20 protein-coding genes are annotated in these 17,068 nt (G+C 65.1%); 16 read left to right on the top strand and 4 right to left on the bottom strand.

Translation table 11 applies throughout. The features are described from left to right. Window positions 1-136: 136 nt before the first annotated feature. Window positions 137-1,528, top strand: coding sequence for an L-cystine transporter tcyP (locus VM99_03150; GenBank protein AKJ97091.1), 1,392 nt, complete (start codon window positions 137-139; stop codon window positions 1,526-1,528). 110 nt (window positions 1,529-1,638) lie between these two features. On the opposite strand, the gene VM99_03145 is transcribed toward VM99_03150, so the two are convergent. Beyond that, complete coding sequence (locus VM99_03145; protein AKJ97090.1) at window positions 1,639-2,151, bottom strand: diacylglycerol kinase; 513 nt, start codon at window positions 2,149-2,151, stop codon at window positions 1,639-1,641. Between the two features lie 86 nt (window positions 2,152-2,237). Between VM99_03145 and VM99_03140 the strand changes: the two genes are divergently transcribed. Together VM99_03140 and VM99_03135 are read left to right on the top strand one after the other, a co-directional pair. Then, window positions 2,238-3,605: a membrane protein gene (locus VM99_03140; protein AKJ97089.1), complete on the top strand. Its 1,368-nt coding sequence runs from the start codon at window positions 2,238-2,240 to the stop codon at window positions 3,603-3,605. Beyond that, entirely contained in the window at window positions 3,598-4,974 is a 1,377-nt protein-coding gene (locus VM99_03135; protein AKJ97088.1) for a GTPase SAR1, read from the top strand. Before VM99_03140 ends, VM99_03135 begins: the two co-directional genes overlap by 8 nt. Before the next feature lie 166 nt (window positions 4,975-5,140). Here VM99_03135 and VM99_03130 read toward each other — a convergent pair whose 3' ends face one another. Together VM99_03130 and VM99_03125 are read right to left on the bottom strand one after the other, a co-directional pair. Continuing rightward, on the bottom strand, window positions 5,141-5,632 hold the full coding sequence (locus VM99_03130) for a purine nucleoside phosphorylase (protein ID AKJ97087.1): 492 nt from the start codon (window positions 5,630-5,632) through the stop codon (window positions 5,141-5,143). 4 nt (window positions 5,633-5,636) lie between these two features. Next, complete coding sequence (locus VM99_03125; GenBank protein AKJ97086.1) at window positions 5,637-6,269, bottom strand: 2OG-Fe(II) oxygenase; 633 nt, start codon at window positions 6,267-6,269, stop codon at window positions 5,637-5,639. Between the two features lie 140 nt (window positions 6,270-6,409). Between VM99_03125 and VM99_03120 the strand changes: the two genes are divergently transcribed. Further along, entirely contained in the window at window positions 6,410-7,153 is a 744-nt protein-coding gene (locus tag VM99_03120) for a hypothetical protein (protein AKJ97085.1), read from the top strand. A gap of 118 nt (window positions 7,154-7,271) precedes the next feature. Here the strand turns inward: VM99_03120 and VM99_03115 are convergent, their stop codons facing one another. After that, window positions 7,272-8,219, bottom strand: coding sequence for an alpha/beta hydrolase (locus tag VM99_03115; protein ID AKK01684.1), 948 nt, complete (start codon window positions 8,217-8,219; stop codon window positions 7,272-7,274). Between the two features lie 108 nt (window positions 8,220-8,327). Between VM99_03115 and VM99_03110 the strand changes: the two genes are divergently transcribed. From VM99_03110 to VM99_03055, 12 genes are all read left to right on the top strand, one after another. Then, entirely contained in the window at window positions 8,328-8,903 is a 576-nt protein-coding gene (locus VM99_03110) for a thiol-disulfide isomerase (GenBank protein ID AKJ97084.1), read from the top strand. 395 nt (window positions 8,904-9,298) lie between these two features. After that, window positions 9,299-10,222, top strand: a complete 924-nt coding sequence (locus tag VM99_03105; GenBank protein AKJ97083.1) for an ATPase AAA — start codon at window positions 9,299-9,301, stop codon at window positions 10,220-10,222. Window positions 10,223-10,315: 93 nt separating this feature from the next. Next, entirely contained in the window at window positions 10,316-10,525 is a 210-nt protein-coding gene (locus VM99_03100) for a type III secretion apparatus protein RspA (protein AKJ97082.1), read from the top strand. Between the two features lie 58 nt (window positions 10,526-10,583). After that, window positions 10,584-11,498 (top strand): type III secretion protein, encoded by a 915-nt coding sequence (locus VM99_03095; GenBank protein AKJ97081.1) that lies wholly within the window; start codon window positions 10,584-10,586, stop codon window positions 11,496-11,498. A 46-nt stretch (window positions 11,499-11,544) separates the two neighbouring features. Next, window positions 11,545-11,919, top strand: coding sequence for an AraC family transcriptional regulator (locus VM99_03090; GenBank protein ID AKJ97080.1), 375 nt, complete (start codon window positions 11,545-11,547; stop codon window positions 11,917-11,919). A 14-nt stretch (window positions 11,920-11,933) separates the two neighbouring features. Continuing rightward, complete coding sequence (locus tag VM99_03085) at window positions 11,934-12,818, top strand: type III secretion protein (protein ID AKJ97079.1); 885 nt, start codon at window positions 11,934-11,936, stop codon at window positions 12,816-12,818. Beyond that, on the top strand, window positions 12,815-13,414 hold the full coding sequence (locus VM99_03080; protein AKJ97078.1) for a type III secretion protein: 600 nt from the start codon (window positions 12,815-12,817) through the stop codon (window positions 13,412-13,414). Before VM99_03085 ends, VM99_03080 begins: the two co-directional genes overlap by 4 nt. Continuing rightward, window positions 13,392-13,973, top strand: coding sequence for a type III secretion protein (locus VM99_03075; GenBank protein AKJ97077.1), 582 nt, complete (start codon window positions 13,392-13,394; stop codon window positions 13,971-13,973). Before VM99_03080 ends, VM99_03075 begins: the two co-directional genes overlap by 23 nt. A gap of 98 nt (window positions 13,974-14,071) precedes the next feature. Further along, window positions 14,072-14,296, top strand: a complete 225-nt coding sequence (locus tag VM99_03070; protein ID AKJ97076.1) for a type III secretion protein — start codon at window positions 14,072-14,074, stop codon at window positions 14,294-14,296. Further along, window positions 14,283-14,720 carry a type III secretion protein gene (locus VM99_03065; GenBank protein AKJ97075.1) on the top strand — a complete coding sequence of 146 codons (438 nt, stop codon included), beginning with the start codon at window positions 14,283-14,285 and terminating at the stop codon, window positions 14,718-14,720. The genes VM99_03070 and VM99_03065 overlap by 14 nt, the downstream gene beginning before the upstream one ends. Continuing rightward, window positions 14,713-16,860 (top strand): secretin, encoded by a 2,148-nt coding sequence (locus VM99_03060; GenBank protein ID AKJ97074.1) that lies wholly within the window; start codon window positions 14,713-14,715, stop codon window positions 16,858-16,860. Before VM99_03065 ends, VM99_03060 begins: the two co-directional genes overlap by 8 nt. Then, window positions 16,857-17,066: a type III secretion protein gene (locus VM99_03055; GenBank protein AKJ97073.1), complete on the top strand. Its 210-nt coding sequence runs from the start codon at window positions 16,857-16,859 to the stop codon at window positions 17,064-17,066. The genes VM99_03060 and VM99_03055 overlap by 4 nt, the downstream gene beginning before the upstream one ends. Window positions 17,067-17,068 lie beyond the last annotated feature (2 nt).

Raw genomic sequence — 17,068 nt, 5'->3', positions numbered from 1 at the left:
AACGCCACGTCCTTATTCCATAAACGACATTCAACATGCATTTTTAGTATTAATTCATTAGTTATCAGACTGTTAGGCTTCCCGGTTCGCAGTCGCGGCTTCAAGCGACTGGCAAAGTCTTAACGGAGCTCTCTTGATGAATCTGCCGCTGATCCTCAATCTGCTGGTGTTCCTCGCCTTGCTGTTCGGCCTGGCGCAAACCCGTCACGCCAGCTGGAGCCTGGCCAGGAAAGTACTGCTGGCCCTGGTGCTGGGCGTGGGGTTCGGGGTGGCCCTGCACACGATCTACGGGGCTGGCAACCCGGTGCTCAAGGCCTCGATCGGCTGGTTCGACCTGGTCGGCAACGGCTACGTGCAACTGTTGCAGATGATCGTCATCCCGCTGGTCTTCGCCTCGATCCTCAGCGCCGTGGCGCGTCTGCACAACGCCTCGTCCCTGGGCAAGATCAGCTTCCTGACCATCGGCACCTTGCTGTTCACCACGGCCATCGCCGCCCTGATCGGGATCGGCCTGACCAACCTGTTCGGCCTCACCGCCGAAGGGCTGGTGGCCGGCAGCCAGGAACTGGCGCGCCTGCAAGTGATCCAGAGCGATTACGCCGGCAAGGTCGCCGACCTGAACATCCCGCAGTTGCTGCTTTCGTTCATTCCACAAAACCCCTTTGCCGACCTGGCCCGGGCCAAGCCGACCTCGATCATCAGCGTGGTGATCTTCGCCGCGTTCCTCGGCGTGGCCGCCCTGCAGTTGCTCAAGGATGACGCGCAAAAAGGTCAGAAAGTGATCGACGCCATCGACACCCTGCAGAGCTGGGTCACGCGTCTGGTGCGGTTGGTGATGAAGCTGACGCCCTATGGCGTGCTGGCGTTGATGACCAAAGTGGTGGCGGGCTCCAACCTGCAGGACATCATCAAGCTCGGCAGTTTCGTGGTGGTGTCGTACCTGGGCCTGGGCCTGATGTTCGTCGTCCATGGCCTGCTGGTCAGCGCGGCGGGGATCAACCCGTTGCGTTTCTTGCGCAAGATCTGGCCGGTGCTGACCTTCGCCTTCACCAGCCGCTCCAGCGCGGCGACCATCCCGCTGAGCATCGAAGTCCAGACCAGCCGCCTCGGCATTCCACGCGCCATCGCCAGCTTCAGCGCCTCGTTCGGCGCCACCATCGGCCAGAACGGTTGCGCCGGCCTGTACCCGGCGATGCTGGCGGTCATGGTTGCGCCGACAGTGGGCATCAACCCGCTGGACCCGGTATGGATCGCGACGCTGGTGGCGATCGTGACCTTGAGTTCGGCGGGCGTCGCCGGGGTCGGTGGCGGGGCGACATTTGCCGCGCTGATCGTGCTGCCGGCGATGGGCTTGCCGGTCTCGCTGGTGGCGCTGCTGATTTCCGTCGAGCCGCTGATCGACATGGGTCGCACGGCGCTGAACGTCAGCGGCTCGATCACCGCCGGGGCGATCACCAGCCAGGTGATGCAACAGACCGACAAGGCCTTGCTCGACGCTGATGAACATGGGGAGTTGGTGCACGCTTGATGCGTGGCGCCTGATAGACCGCTTTCGCGAGCAAGCTCGCTCCCACAGTCGACCGAGGTCTGCCTGACAAAACTCGGTTAACTGTGGGAGCGAGCTTGCTCGCGATGCCCTTAACGCCTCTCCCACACCTCGAAGCTATACGCCGGCTTATCCCCTTCGGCCGGGTTCGGCTGGTTCGAAACCAGCGTCCACTGGTTCGCGTCGAACGCCGGAAACCACGCATCCCCTTCCGGGCTCAGCGCCACGCGGGTCAGGTACAGCCGGTCGGCCTGCTCCAGTGCCAGGGCGTACAGCTGCGCACCGCCGATCAACATCAGCTCATCGACACCCTGCGCCTGCGCCCAGGCTTCGGCCCGTTCCACGGCGGCGTCGAGGCTGGAAAAGACTTCCGCGCCCTCGAGCAGCAAGCCAGGCTGGCGACTGACCACGATGTTCAGGCGCCCCGGCAACGGTCGACCGAGGGAGTCCCAGGTCTTGCGTCCCATGATGATCGGCTTGCCCAGGGTGGTGGCCTTGAAGTATTTGAAATCCCCCGGCAAGTGCCAGGGCATGCTGTTGTCGACGCCGATCACCCGGTTTTCACCAAGGGCTGCGATCAGGCTTAAGGGAAGTGTTTTTTTCATGCCGCCGAGGATACCAGAGGCGCGCCGTACCCCGACAGGCGCTACAGCGGTTATGCTCAACCCTCATTTGAGCTACGGAAGCACCCGTGACGAAACTGCAAGAACTCTGGTTGACCGAGGCCATCCGCCTGCGTGAAGAGCACGCCGGCCCGTTGCAGGACCAGGAAGCCAATCGCCTGGCCCGTGCGGCCGGCGGTGAGTTGTCCACCCGTATCCGCCATCGCGCCCGCTGGCTGGCCGAGCGCGATGGCCTCGTCCTGGCTCTGCGCCACTGGTTGCAAGGGGCGCGCCTGGCGCTGGTGGTGTTGGCGGTGCTCGCCGTGGTCAGCGGCGCCGGCCTGGGCTTTGCCGCACTCGGCGACGGTCAGACGCCAGTCAACGTGTTCTGGGCCTTGGGCAGCCTCCTGGGCCTCAACCTGGTCCTGCTGATCGGCTGGGCCCTCGGCCTGGCGTTCGCCGGGGGCCAGGATGCCGTGCTGGGCCGCTTGTGGTTGTGGCTCAGCGAGAAGCTCGCCCGCGACGCCAAGGCCATCCAACTGGCGCCGGCCCTGCTGCTGTTGTTGCAACGAAAGCGACTCAACCGCTGGGTTCTCGGGGCGCTGGTCAACGGCGTCTGGCTGGTAGCGATGGTCAGCGCGCTGGTCATCGTACTGATGCTGATGGCGACCCGGCGCTACGGGTTTGTCTGGGAAACCACCCTGCTCGGCAGCGAGACCTTTGTCGCGCTGACCCGCGCCCTCGGTACTGTGCCTGCCCTGCTGGGTTTCAACGTACCGACCGTGGAGATGATCCGCGCCAGCGGCGACGGCGCCCTGAACCTCGACAGCGCCCGCCAGGCCTGGGCCACCTGGCTGGTGGGCGTGGTGCTGGTCTACGGCGTGCTGCCACGCTTGGGCCTGGCGCTGCTGTGCCTGTGGCGCTGGCGCCGCGGTCGCGCCGACCTGGCCCTGGACTTGAACCTGCCGGGCTATGCCCAGTTACGCGAACGTCTGATGCCCAGCAGCGAGCGACTGGGAATCAACGACGCCGCGCCCGCCCAGTTGCATCAGGTACAAAGCCCCGCCGGCACGGTGCAAAGCACCGGTGCCTTGCTGGTGGCCATCGAGCTGGACGAGCGGCCCTGGCCGCCGAAGCTGCCCGACTCGGTGAAAAACGCCGGTGTCCTCGACAGCCGCGAGTCTCGCCACAAACTCCTCGAACAACTGTCGCGATTTCCACCGGCGCGGTTGGCGATTGCCTGTGATCCACGCCGCTCGCCAGACCGGGGCAGCCTGGCGTTGATCGCCGAACTGGCCCGCAGCGCCAGCGCCACTCGCGTGTGGCTGTTACAGGCGCCGCCCGGCGAAGCGCTGGACGCCGAACGCCTGGGCGACTGGCACAGCGCACTGCAACAGCTGCAATTGCCTTTCGCCGATTGCGCCCCCATGAGCTGGTTGGAGAACGGCCATGACTGATTCCATCAAGCCGCTGAAACTGGCCGTGGTCGGGCATACCAACGTCGGCAAGACCTCGTTGCTGCGCACCCTTACCCGGGACGTCGGCTTCGGCGAAGTGTCCCATCGCCCGAGCACCACCCGGCACGTCGAGGGCGCACGCCTCTCGGTGGACGGGCAAGCCCTGCTGGAGCTGTACGACACCCCAGGCCTGGAGGACGCCATCGCCCTGCTCGACTACCTCGAATGCCTGGAGCGCCCCGGTGAACGCCTGGACGGCCCGGCACGCCTGGCCCGTTTTCTCGAAGGCAGCGAGGCGCGGCAACGCTTCGAGCAAGAGGCCAAGGTGTTGCGGCAGTTGCTCGCCAGCGACGCCGGCATTTATGTCATCGACGCCCGTGAACCGGTGCTGGCCAAGTACCGCGATGAGCTGGAGGTCCTCGCCAGTTGCGGCAAGCCGCTGCTGCCGGTACTCAATTTCGTCAGCAGCACCCAACACCGTGAGCCCGACTGGCGCGAAGCCCTGGCACGCTTGGGGCTGCATGCCCTGGTGCGCTTTGACAGCGTCGCGCCGCCCGAGGATGGCGAACGACGCTTGTATGAAAGCCTCGCGCTGTTGCTGGAAAGCGCCCGCGGGCAACTGGAGCGGTTGATTGCCGACCAACAGGCTCAGCGCCTGGCCCGCCAGCAGAGCGCAGCCCGGTTGATCGCCGAGCTGTTGATCGACTGCGCCGCCTGCCGCCGCAGCGTCGCCAGCGACCCCGAGCGGGAGCGCCAGGCCATCGACGAGCTACGCCATGCAGTGCGTCAGCGCGAACAACGCTGCGTCGAATCCCTGCTCAAGCTCTATGCCTTCCGCCCCCAGGACGCCGCCGCCAGTGACTTGCCACTGCTCGACGGACGCTGGGGCGATGACCTGTTCAATCCCGAGACTTTGAAGCAATTGGGTGTGCGGGTTGGCGGTGGAATCGCCGCAGGCGCCGCGGCCGGTGCCGGGGTGGACTTGCTGGTGGGCGGCCTGACCCTCGGCGCCGCCGCCCTCGCCGGGGCCATTGCCGGCGGCGCCCTGCAAACCGCCCGCAGCTACGGCAATCGACTCATGGGCAAACTCAAGGGCCAGCGCGAACTGACGGTGGACGACAGCGTGCTGCGCCTGCTGGCCCTGCGCCAACGGCAACTGCTGCAAGCCCTCAACCAGCGTGGCCATGCGGCCCTCGACAGCATCCGCATCGCCACGCCCCAGGCAGACAAGACCTGGCGCGAAGGCAAGCTGCCCGACGCCCTGGCCAAGGCCCGCGCCCATCCCCAGTGGTCCAGCCTCAACCCCCAGGCGCGGTTGAGCCAGGCTGAGCGGCAGGAGCAGATCGAGCAGTTGGCGGGTCAGTTATGACAGAAGACCGACTGTGGCGAGGGGATTTATCCCCGCTGGGGCGCGCAGCGTCCCTGATGCCTGACACCACGATGTGTCTGACAGACCGTGTCGATTCTTTTGGGGGCGCTGCGCACCCCAGCGGGGATAAATCCCCTCGCCACAACAGGGTTGTGCCAGATAGCAATCAGCGACTGTTCAACACCACGAGCGCCAACGCAACTTCAGCCAACTCCAACTCATTGAACACCCGCACCCCATGGCGCTTGAGCAAGGCCGCTGTCACGCCCTCGCCACTGACTTTCACGCCACTAAACGTGCCGTCGTAGGTCAGCAGGTTGCCGCACGATGGGCTGTTGGCCTTGAGCACGGCGATCCGGATGCCGTGTTCGCGCACCAGCGCCAGCGCCTGGTCGGCGCCCGACAGGAACTGCGCACTCACGTCCTCGCCGTCTGTGGTGATCACCGCCGCCTGGCCGTCGAGCACCTGGACGCCCTGTCCACCGGCAATCTCCGCCGCGGCCCGGGGCGTGGGCAGGCCGCCGGCGACTTCCGGGCACAGGGGCACGACCCGGCCTTCGTCGAACCATTGCTGAAGTTGATCGAATGGCCCGCTGGCACCGCCGTCATAGCGCACCCGGTGGCCGAGCAGGCAGCGACTGACCAGGATTTTTTCCATGGGGTCAGAACAACTCGTTGCCGCGGCGCCGGAACCAGCCGGTCAAGGACAGGCGGTTGCGCGTGGCCGGCAGGACTTCGTGGGGAATGTCGCCCGAGAGGAACACCACCAGGCAACCGCCGACGGGCACGACGTCATGCTCCACGCCATCGTCCAGGTACATGCGCAGTTGGCCACCCTGTTCCGCCGACCAGGCGTCATTGAGGTAGAGCACCGCCGACACCATGCGCCGGTCGTCGTCACGAAAGCGGTCGACATGCTTGAGGTAGAACGCGCCGGGCGGGTACAGGGCGAAGTGGCTTTCGAAATCCTCCAGGCCCAGGAACAGCCCACGGTTCATCGCCTCGCGCAGGCTGTCCATCAAGGCCAGGTAATGATCGCAAGCCTGCGCCTGGCCAGGCTCGATCCATTGGATGCGATCACCCCGGATACCTTCGCGGATCTCCGAGAACGGTCCGCGCCCGACCGCCGCCGGCGCCAGTTCGCCTTCGGCGGCGCGCTGGCGACACTCGGCCGCCAGGGCGCGGGTCAGCGCGTCCGGCAGGAACAGGTTCTGCTGCGACCAGCCGCGCTCGGCCAGGTCGTCGACGATACGTAACAGCAGCGGGTGATCAGAAGGTATTTGCATGGCGCGCATAGTATGCCTGTGCCTGCAAAACCGACAGCGCCACGCAGCGACTTTACGGCGCCAGGTAGCACTGGCGTACGAACTTGATACGAATTCTCGACAAGTTCCCATGCCCCACGGAGAATAGTCGGCTGCTGACAGGAGTCCCTATGCGCCGTTTGCTTTTCTCACTGTTGATGTTCTGCGTGTTGCCCGCCTGGGCAGACAGCTACGACCAGTTGTACAAGGTCGCCGGCTGGCCGGAACAACGGGCGCATTTCAATGACGCCCTGAGCGCGGCCCAGCAGCGCTACCAGAGCAGCCTGCCACCGGCGGTGTTCCAGGCCCTGGTGACCAACAGCAATCAACGCTTCGCCCCCCAGGCCATGGACCAGCGGGCCGAGGCGCAAATGCGCAAGAACCTTCGCGATCCGAACCCGGCACTGAATTTTTTCCAGACGCCCCTGGGTCGCAAGGTCGTGGCGGCCGAGTTGCTGGCCACCCGGCGCGATCAACTGGCCAAGAACGCCAAGGGCCTGCCGAAGATGCAAGCCAGTGACAATCGCCTGCTGATCATCGGCCACCTGGCCCAGGCCCTGCCCGCCCGCGAGGCCGGCGCCGAGGTCAGCCTGGCGATCGCCGGCGTCGCGGCCGACAGCCTGAGTTCGATGATCCCCGGCCTGCTGGGCGCCGGCCAGGCCCAGGGCATGCTGAACGGCCAGCGCCAGCGGTTGATGGAGCAGATCGGCGCGGACCTGAACAACACGCTGCTGTACGTCTACCGTGAGCTGAGCGATACCGAGCTGGAAGAATTCGCCACTTTCGCCGAATCAGCCGAGGGCCAGGCTTATTATCAAGCCGCGCTGGAGGCGATCCGGGCGGGGTTGGCGGTGGGGCAGAATCTCGGGCAGTAGTGTCCAATAACGCCATCGCGAGCAAGCTCGCTCCCACAGGGTTTTGAGTACGCTCAGATTTCCCGAACGCCAGAGGTCCAATGTGGGAGCGAGCTTGCTCGCGATTGCAAATTCAAAGTCACCGCCGCATCCGGCTCATCCGCTTCGCCAGAAACCCGAACATCTCCTGGCGCAACGCCAGGGTCTCGTTCGCCAGGTGATGCCGTCCCTGGGGCAGCATCAGCACGTGGGGCCGGTCGAACTTGCTGCGCAACACGTCCAGGTTGTGTTTCCAATCCACCGTCATGTCGGCCTGGCCCTGCACGATCAGCGGCTGGCGTGGGCTGCCTGGGGCGGCCTCGATACGCTTGATCCACTGGCCCAGCGCCCCGACCCACGCCGTGGGCAGGCGGAGCGGTTGCAGTGGGTCGGCTTGCAGGAATGGCAGGAACTGTGGGTCACTGGAGTTTTCGCTGAAGCGCCGGGCAATACCGGTCACGAACGGCTTGAGCAGGTAATAACTGAGACGCGACCAGCCCCAGGCCCGCGGTCGCACCAAAGGCGACAACAGGATGACCTGGCCCTGGGCCGGGCTCTGGGCGCCCTGGTTGAGCACGTGATCGACCACGATGGCCCCACCGGTGCTCTGCCCACACAGGTGCCAGGGCTGGGGCAGTTCCAGCGTGGTGGCCTCGCCCAACAGGCCCTGCAAGGTGGCCTGGTATTCGGCGAAATCACCGATGCTGGCGCGCTCGCCACTGGACAGGCCATGGCCCGGCAAGTCACAGGCGATCACCGCGAAGCCCTGCTCCAGGCCCCATTCGATCAAGTGCCGGTAAAGCCCCATGTGATCGTAATAGCCGTGGAACACGAACAGCGTCGCCACGGCTTTTTCCGGCCACCAGACCTGACTGACCAGCGTGTAACCCTCTACCTCGAAACACCCCAGCCCCTTGCGCACGTCGCGCCCGGGAAAGTCCAGGCCGTAGAAGCGCTGGTACGCCTGGGCTTGCTCCGACAGGGGTTGCCACCGGGCCAGGGGTTGCAGGCTGGCACGCAGGAGATCGGGATCGAAAGGAGCAGGCATCAATAGGTCCAGGCAGAAGCGCATCGCGCGAAACAGACTTTGTAGGCCTGAGATATTCATCTGTCGCGGCGGGCATGGCAAGCTACGCGACCTCAGAGGATCGACACCATGCGCCCGTCCCACCGCACGACCTTGCTTGCCAGCCTGCTTGCCCTCGCGTGCGCCATCCTGTTGTGGGTGGCCTACGACTGGTTCCAGGGGCGTTTTCTGCGGGCCTTCAGCCAACACACGGCGGTATTTTCCGGCGAGCCGCTGCGCCTGCCGTCCGAGCTGGCCGGCCCCGGTGCCATCCGCCTGGTGCATTTCTGGGACCCGGCCTGCCCGTGCAACGTCGGTAACCAGCAACACCTGTCCGAACTGGTCGATCAATATGCCGCGCAGGGCGTAGAGTTTTATGCGGTCCAGAAAACCGGCAGCCAGGGCCAATTGCCCGCGACGCTCAGCCGCCTCAAACCCCTCGCCACACTCCCCGGTTCCAACCAGATTCCCGCCAGCCCGGCAGTGGCGATCTGGGACCACAGCGGCCAACTGGCGTACTTCGGTCCCTACAGCGAAGGGCTGACCTGCAACTCCACTAACAGCTTTATCGAGCCGATCCTTGAAGCGCTTAGTACTGGCCGAAAAGTTAATGCGACTAACACATTGGCGGTCGGCTGTTATTGCCCCTGGTCAACTCCCAAGTGACTAATCTGAACTACGAAACGTATTTCCAAAACCCACTAGTTCAGTACTAAGCGATCGAACATTTGTTTGATTGTAGAGCGTTTGCTCCAAACAGGCGCTTGCGCTGAACCGTTTGTCGGATCCAATTTTCAGAAGCCCTTCCTACACGCCCCGTTTTTTGGCCGAACCCCATGCCAGACGGGTCGCGCAGGGGTGTTCCGGCTTTCCGGCCGTCGAGCTGAAACGATTAACATCTGCCGTGCCAGCATGAACTTTTTTTTAATCGGTTCTCTAAACCTCCGTAGCAAACAGAACGTTGGTCTCAAGTCGGTCATGCCGCGGCGCGGGAAATTTCTACGCGCCTTTGATCTTTAAATTGTCGACCTCCTACCAAAACAAGAATGGAATCGTCAGTGATGCAAAAGATGCTTTGCGCTGCACTTTCCACTACCCATAAAGAGGATGTTCTCAACCTTGAGGCGTTTGCCCAAAGTGTGGCGCCGCTCATGGTTGACGTGCTATTGCGCGGCGAAACCGGCACCGGCAAAGACACGCTGGCGGAGAAAATCCACCGCATGTCCGGTCGTTCCGGCAAGTTCGTCGCCATCAACTGCGCCGCCATTCCCGAGAGCCTGGCGGAGAGTCAGCTGTTCGGGGCCAACACCGGTGCGTTTACCGGTGTCAGCCAGAGCCGCGCAGGGTTCGTCGAGGCGGCGCATAACGGAACGCTGTACCTGGACGAGGTCGACAGCATGCCCCTGGCGCTGCAAGCCAAGCTGCTGCGTGTCCTGGAATCCAGGACCGTCCAGCGCTTGGGTTCGACCCAGAGCATCCCGGTGAACATGCGGGTGATCGCCTCCGCCCAGTGCCCTTTGGGGGAGATGGTCGAAAGGGGCGAGTTTCGTCGCGACCTGTACTTCCGGCTGAACATCGTCAGCCTCAAGCTGCCGCCCCTGCGCAGCCGCAAGGAACGCATCGTGCCGCTGTTCCAGTCACTGGTGCGGCGTGAAGCCAAGGCCCTGGACCGGCCCTACATCCCCCCGTCGCCGGAGCTGTTGTGCCACCTGATCGGCTACGCCTGGCCAGGGAACATCCGTGAGCTGCAATCCGCCGCCAAGCGCTACGTGCTCGGCCTGCCGGCGCTGCCCCGTGCCGAACTCTCGGAGCACTGCAACACCACGCTCAATTTGAAAGAGCAACTGCAGCAGTTCGAGAAAGTGCTCATCGAAGACTGCATGCGTCGCCACCATCGTCATATCGACAAGGTCATCGCCGAGCTGGGCATCGCCCGGCGCACGCTCTACTACCGGATGAAGTGCCTGGAAATATCGATGGGTTGAGTGCCCGGCGTGGAACCGTTTCCACCTGCGCCGCCACCTAACCTTCGAGACACTCACAACCGTCTCGCCATTCCACAATCCGGAGATACGACTATGAGTTTTGGTGGAGCTTCTCTTGCGGCCTCCATGGCGGCCATGCAGCAGATGGATGCTACCTCGGCTGCGATGACGACCATGAAATCCGAATTCGACCAAAAGAAACTGATCGCCGACACCATGAACGCCATCTCGGCAGAGTCCATGGACAGTGCCACCAAGGCCATTACGGCCATGGGGGAGGCGTCCAAGAACATACGATTCTGACAACCCGCTTCAAGCCCCGCCGCGGCGGGGTCTCTTCAAGCGCGATGAGATCAGGCCCATGCATATCGATCGGCTGAACAGCCTTCGTCCTCCCGCAGTCCTTTCACATGACGACTCCACGCAACGCCGCGCCTCGATCACTCAAGGCCTGGCAGATGCGGTGATCGAGCACCTGACGCAGCATGCGAGCAGCGGCCGGTTGAAAGAGTCACTGGTGCGATGGGGCGGTGAACACGACTCGGCAGGCGGACGCTCGCCCTTCGGCTGGCAGCCTCCGCAACAGGGCTTGGCCGTGGAAACGGAAAACCCGCTGAACCTGGTCCTGACGGACATCCTGGAAGAGATCAACGGCGGTACCGGCCAGAACCTGGAGGTCGATATCGACGACGCCTATTCCGATGAGGACCTGTTTGGCGACCTGGCGCAGATGTTCGCCCATCGCCGGCCACCCATCGGCGACAACGACGTCGGCAGCCAGAGTGATTTCGGCAGTGCGAACAACCCGTTCTGCGGCGCGCTGTTCGGCGCCTGGGAAACGGACGGCCCGCTCGACCGGCATAACGCCAGCCTGCGGCTGTTGCTCAGGCTCATCGCGGTGCTGGGCCGGCGCAAGCTGCTGACGCTGCTGGACATCGACGACAGCGCGGGCCAGGCGCGCTACGAGCCGGACGACCAGGACCTGTTGTTCGAGATCGCCAGCTTCATGGACCAGCACCCACAGCGCTACCCGCCGCCCAGCACCCACGGCGAAACGTGGACATGGACCGAGCGCATCGCCCTCGGCACGCCACTGCAAGCCCGCGAAACCCGGCTGTTCCAGCTGGCCCTGGAACAACTGGACCTGGCGCTGGCTCGCCTGGCGGGCCAGTACCCGGTCGCGCGGCGGCGAGCCCGGCGCGGGCGTGAGGAAATCGAGTTTCACCTGAGCGTCACCGGCAGTGCCCGCAACGTCCTGCGGCTGATGTGCGCCTGAAGGCATCCGCCCCTTTTGATTCGTCCCCTCGAGATTGGAGAAGCCCATGGAAATACAAGCCATCGATGCCAGCCAACTGGCCTCCTCACCGGCCAAGGCGGGCGCACGGCCGCAGGCCAGCGCCGAGACCAGCGACGTCAGCTGGTTCAACGCCCAGATGCGCGAGAAGCCACCGGCGCCGGATAACGAAAACAACGTCGCGGCACGCATCATCGATTCGCTGTCGAGTCGCTCCGGCGAACTGCAACGACTGGACGAGCGCGCCAACCGCGACATGCTCAAGGCCATCCGCACCGCCGACCCGCAGGACATGTTGCAGTCGAACCGGTCGTTGTCGTCGTTCCACCTGGAAAGCCTGATGACCGCGAAACTGGTCAGCAAAGGCTCCCAGGCGATCGAGAAGCTCACTAACCTCCAGTAAAGGAAATGCCGGCCATGTTCATGCGCGCATGCTCAACGTTGTTACTGTGCCTGCTGCTCACGGCTTGCGAGGAGCGATCGGCGCTGCACAGCCGCCTCTCCGAGCAGGATGCCAACGAAGTGATCGCGGAGCTGGCGGACAAGAACATCGAGGCGAGCAAGCAAGTCGACAAGGACGGCATGACCGTCCTGGTCGAGCCCGCCGACATGAACAGTGCCGTCCACGTGCTCGAAGCGGCCGGCCTGCCGCGGCGCTCACGTTCCAGCCTGGGGGATATCTTCCGCAAGGAAGGGGTCATTTCCACGCCACTGGAAGAGCGCGCCCGCTATATCTACGCGTTGTCCCAGGAGCTCGAATCGACCTTGTCGCAGATCGACGGCGTGGTGCTCGCCCGGGTCCATGTGGTCCTGCCGGAGCGGGTCGCGCCCGGCGAGCCGGTGCAACCGGCGTCGGCCTCGGTGTTCATCAAGCACACCGGGGCGCTGGATCCCGACAGCATCACGCCACGGGTGCGCAACCTGATCGCCAGCGGGATCCCCGGCATGGCCGATGCGGCCCACAATGCGAGCAAGTTGTCGGTGGTGTTCGTGCCCACCGTGCCGTATCAGGAGCGGCGCAAGATGGCGCACTTCGGGCCGTTCGTCATGCAGGCCGAGGAAGTCGCCTACTGGCGAACGGTCACTGTGGTGGCGGGTATCATATTGCTGGGGATCCTGCTGGGCGCCGGCTATGGTCTCTACCGGTTGTGGCGCAAGGGCGCCCTGACGCTGCCGCGCTTTCTCGAACACAAACTCACCCGGCCGGGCGCCCCCGCCGCACCACCGGGCAACACGGCGGCACCGTTGTTCGCGGTCAAGACACCGGGCGCTGGAACCCATGACAAAGGCTCTGCCGCATGAGCGCCGCGCTGGAGTGGGTTCACTGGTGGCACCACGCCTGGCGCCAGGCCACCCCCGAATGGCAGCCACCCGACCTTGCTCGACTGAGTGCGTCACGCCTCGACGCCCTCGCCCGTGGGCACCACGCCACGCTGGCCAGGCGCTTCGGCATGACGCCCTGCACGCCACCCAGGCCGAGCCCGGCGCAGCAGGCACTGCTTTGCGCACCGGCCGCCCTGGCCCTGGCCTGTGAACTGGTGGCGACCACCTGTTCACCGTTGACGGCCACCCCGGCATTGTCGGCGCAGGACCGCGCCTGGTGCGAACGCACGGCCAAGGCATTGCGCCCCGGGCATTGGCTCGAACCGGACCAGGACCCGCTCGCGCTGCTGCGGGCCTGGCTCGACGAACCGACCTGGCAACGGGCGCGCCTGGCGTTCCCTCGCGCAAGGATCATGGCCATCGAATGCAGCACGGCGCCCCAACCCCAACCGCCCGCGGCCAGGCTCGACACGCTCTGGCAGTCCGCCTGCTGGAAAGCCGGGCAAAGCCTGGCGTCCCCCGTCCCTACCCCCCACGACACGGAGATCCACGATGCTCGCCCGGCGCTCGCTTGAACTACGCCCCGAAGGCCAGGGCTTGCTGCAGCCCTATATCGCGCGCGAAACCCTGGTCGATTGCGCCCGTGCGCAACGTGTCATCGAACACGCCAGGGACCAGGCCGCGCAGTTGCTCGAACAGGCCAGCGAAGTGGCCGAAGCGCAGGTCCTTGAGGCCCAGGCGCAATTCTGGGACAAGGCCGACGCCCTGCTCGCCACATGGGAAGCGCAGCGCCAGGCGATGTGGGAGCAGATTGAAAGCAGCGCTGCACGGCTGGTCAACGAGGCCCTGCAAACGCTACTGGACGAGGTGCCTGAACCGGCGCGTATCGATGCGCTGGTGCGCCAGCTGGCCTCGGGGCAACGCGATCCGGCCAATGCCACCCTGCACTGTCATCCCGAAGACCTGGCGAGCCTGACCCGCAGCCTCGGCAACGCCAGCCCACAAGCCTGGACGCCGGTCGCCGATGCGGGCATGGACCGCCACCAGGTGAAACTGCAAACCCCTGGCGGCACGTTCCAGCTCGACTGGCCCAGCGCCGTGCAAGCGCTGCGGCTGCCAGAGCCGCAACCCTAAATCCAGTCCCCCGCTTCTTTTCTCGCTTCCTTGCGGAACCGCCACGGGCGTAACCACCACTCACCGGGTGAACACGCCCAAGCCCGGAGGAACCGTTTATGTCTTCTATCGATGCCCTGCAGCGCCGCCTCGACACTTACTTCCAACGCGCCACCGACAACGTCAACAACGCGGCGATGAACGCTGCGCAGAGCCAGTCCCTGGACGACATGCACACCTTCCTCACCAGCATGAACGGCATGTCGGTCGCGGTGACGGCGGCCACTCAACAGACCACGGCCCACCACAACCTCGCCAAGGCGATCATCGATGCAATGCCATGAGCTGCGCGCGCAGCTCATTCGCTGGAGTGCCGGCGCCGATGAGCCCGCGCCTTTCACCCTGGTCATCGACGACGGCGACGTCACCTTCGACAAACTCGAAGGCGCGCTGCTGCTGTCGGTCGAGCTGCCCGCCAGCGTGTCCAACGAGGCGGCCCTGGAAGAGGTGCTCCGGCTGGCCCACCCGAGCCTTTCGCGATTCCCCGGGGCACTGGCGCGCGCGCCCCACGATGCGCGGTTGTGGCTGATGGCACAGCTGGCTCCGGACGGACACGTCGACGACTTGATCGAGTTGCTCGAAGCGCTGCTCAACCAGCGCGACACCTGGCAATCGATTCTGCAAAAAGCCCCACGTGGTGCGGCGGCGCCCGTGGCGCGGCGGCCCTCGCACGCTCATTTCCTTGGAACAGGACTGCGCCATGCCTAACCAGTGGTTTATGCCGTACCGCTTGATGACCGAAGGCAACGCCCGTCTTCGCCAGTTGATCACGCAGCGCTGGGCGAGCCCCTCGCTGATTGCGCTGGTGCTGGCCGGCTCGCTTGGGCTGGCCGCGCCGACACAGGCCGCCGTGCCCACCGATTGGAAGAACACCCCCTATGCCTATGACGCCCAGGCCACGCCGCTGACCAAGGTACTCGATGACTTCGCCAATACCTTCGGCGTGCAACTGGTGATCGACGGCACCGTCAAGGGCACGGTGGAAGGCCGGATGCGGGCCGAAAGCCCCCAGGCGTTCCTCGACCGGCTCGGGCTGGAGAATCGCTTCCAGTGGTTCGTGTACGGCAGCAGCCTGTACGTCAGCCCGTTGCAGAACCAGCGCTCCAAGCGCCTGGAGGTGTCCGCCGATGCCGTGCCGGACATGAAACAGGCGCTGACCGATATCGGCCTGCTGGACCCGCGTTTCGGCTGGGGTGAATTGCCTGACGAAGGCGTGGTGCTGATCACCGGTCCCGAACGCTACGTGCGCCTGGTGACGCAGTTCGCCAGGGCACGCAAGACCCCCGAAGAAAAACAGGAAGTCATCAGCTTCCCGCTGCGCTACGCCACCGCGGCCGACCGCAACATCAAATACCGCGGCGACACCCTGGTCATCCCCGGCGTCGCCAGCATCCTGCGGGGCCTGCTGGAGAATCGTGGCTCGACCTCCGGCGCGGCACCCACCGCCCTGCCCCAAGCGTCGTTCCAGAACATGCAGGGCAACCAATCGATGGCCATGGGCAATATCGAACAACTGGCCTTCAACGGCATGGGCCGCCCGAACACCACCCGCGTGCAGCCCGGCGATAGCGGCGGTGGGAGCCGCGGCAAGATCCGTGTCGAAGCCGATGTGCGCAACAACGCCGTGCTCATCTACGACGCGCCCAAGCGCCGGGAAATCTATACCCCGCTGATCCGCGACGTGGATGTGCCGCGCAAACTGGTGGAAATCGACGCGATCATCCTGGACATCGACCGGACCCAACTGGCCGAACTGGCCTCCAACTGGAACGTCGAGAGCGGCGACCTGATCGGCGGCGCCTCGATGCTGCGCCCCGGTGCCAGCTCGACGGTATTCATCCAGGACTACGGCGACTTTTCCGCGCAACTGCGCGCGCTGGAAGGCCGCGGCCTGGCCACGGTGGTCGCCAACCCCTCGGTCCTGACCCTGGAGAACCAGCCGGCGGTCATCGACTTCAGCCGTACCGAATACCTCTCCGCCATCGGCGAGCGCGTGGCCAACATCGAACCCATCACCGCCGGCACCAGCCTGCAAGTGGTGCCGCATGCCATCGAAACCGGCGGGCACAAGCAGATCCAGATGGCCCTGGACATCGAAGACGGCCGCATCGAACCTTCCGAGGTTGGCCAGCAGACGCCCAGCGTACGCCGCGGAGTGGTCAGCACCCAGGCGGTGATGGGCGAAAGCCGCTCGCTGGTGGTGGGCGGTTTCCACACCGAGGAAACCGGCGACAACCTGGAACGGGTGCCATGGCTGGGGCGCATCCCGCTGCTGGGGCCGCTGCTGTTTTCGTCGACCACCCGCGAAACCAGCCGCCGGGAGCGAGTGTTCATCCTGACGCCACGCCTGATCGGCGACCAGGTCGACCCGGCCCGCTACATCTCGACCCTCGACCGCGAACAGGTCGACAGCGCCATGGCGCGCCTGGAAGAGCGGCGCAACGGCAAGCGCCCGGTCGGTCGCCTGGAGGTCAGCGACGTGCTCGCCCGCCTGGCCGACGGCAACATCCCGGCCTCGTTCAAGCAGGCCGATTCGATTCCCTACTCCCCCGAGACGCTGTGCGCCTTGCAGCCCGGACTGACGCTGGACGCCTCGCGCGCCCAATGGTTCGCCGGCCCCGACTACGGCATCGCCGTGGGCGTGGTGCGCAACGATGGCCAGCGGCGGTTGCGCTTCGATGAAGCGAGCTGTGGCAGCCGCTGGACCCTGGCGGCCTCTGCCTGGCCGAAAGTGTGGCTGGAACCCGGCGAGGAAACCGAAGTGTTCGTGGTCATGAACCAGCCCGCGCGCGTACCGGGCGGCGAACGTCCTTCCCTACTGCAAACCACTGCGAGGATGAACCCATGAGGCGCACACCGCTGCTGCTCGCCGTACTCCTGAGCCTGCCGGTATTCGCCGGCTGCGCAAGTCGCTCGGGCTGCCAGGCCGGTTCCTGTGAACGTGCCGAGCCCGACCCTGCGCGGATCGTCGTCTGGTGGTCGCCCGGCATGCGCGGCGGCCTCGGCTCGCCCGAACACCCACTCGACCACAGCGTCGTCCCCTTGGAGAACTGAAT

This window comes from Pseudomonas chlororaphis (assembly GCA_001023535.1).
Classification (GTDB): Bacteria; Pseudomonadota; Gammaproteobacteria; order Pseudomonadales; family Pseudomonadaceae; genus Aquipseudomonas; species Aquipseudomonas chlororaphis_E.
Note: the sequence above shows the minus strand (reverse complement) of the source record. Positions and strands in the feature narration are given on the sequence as shown.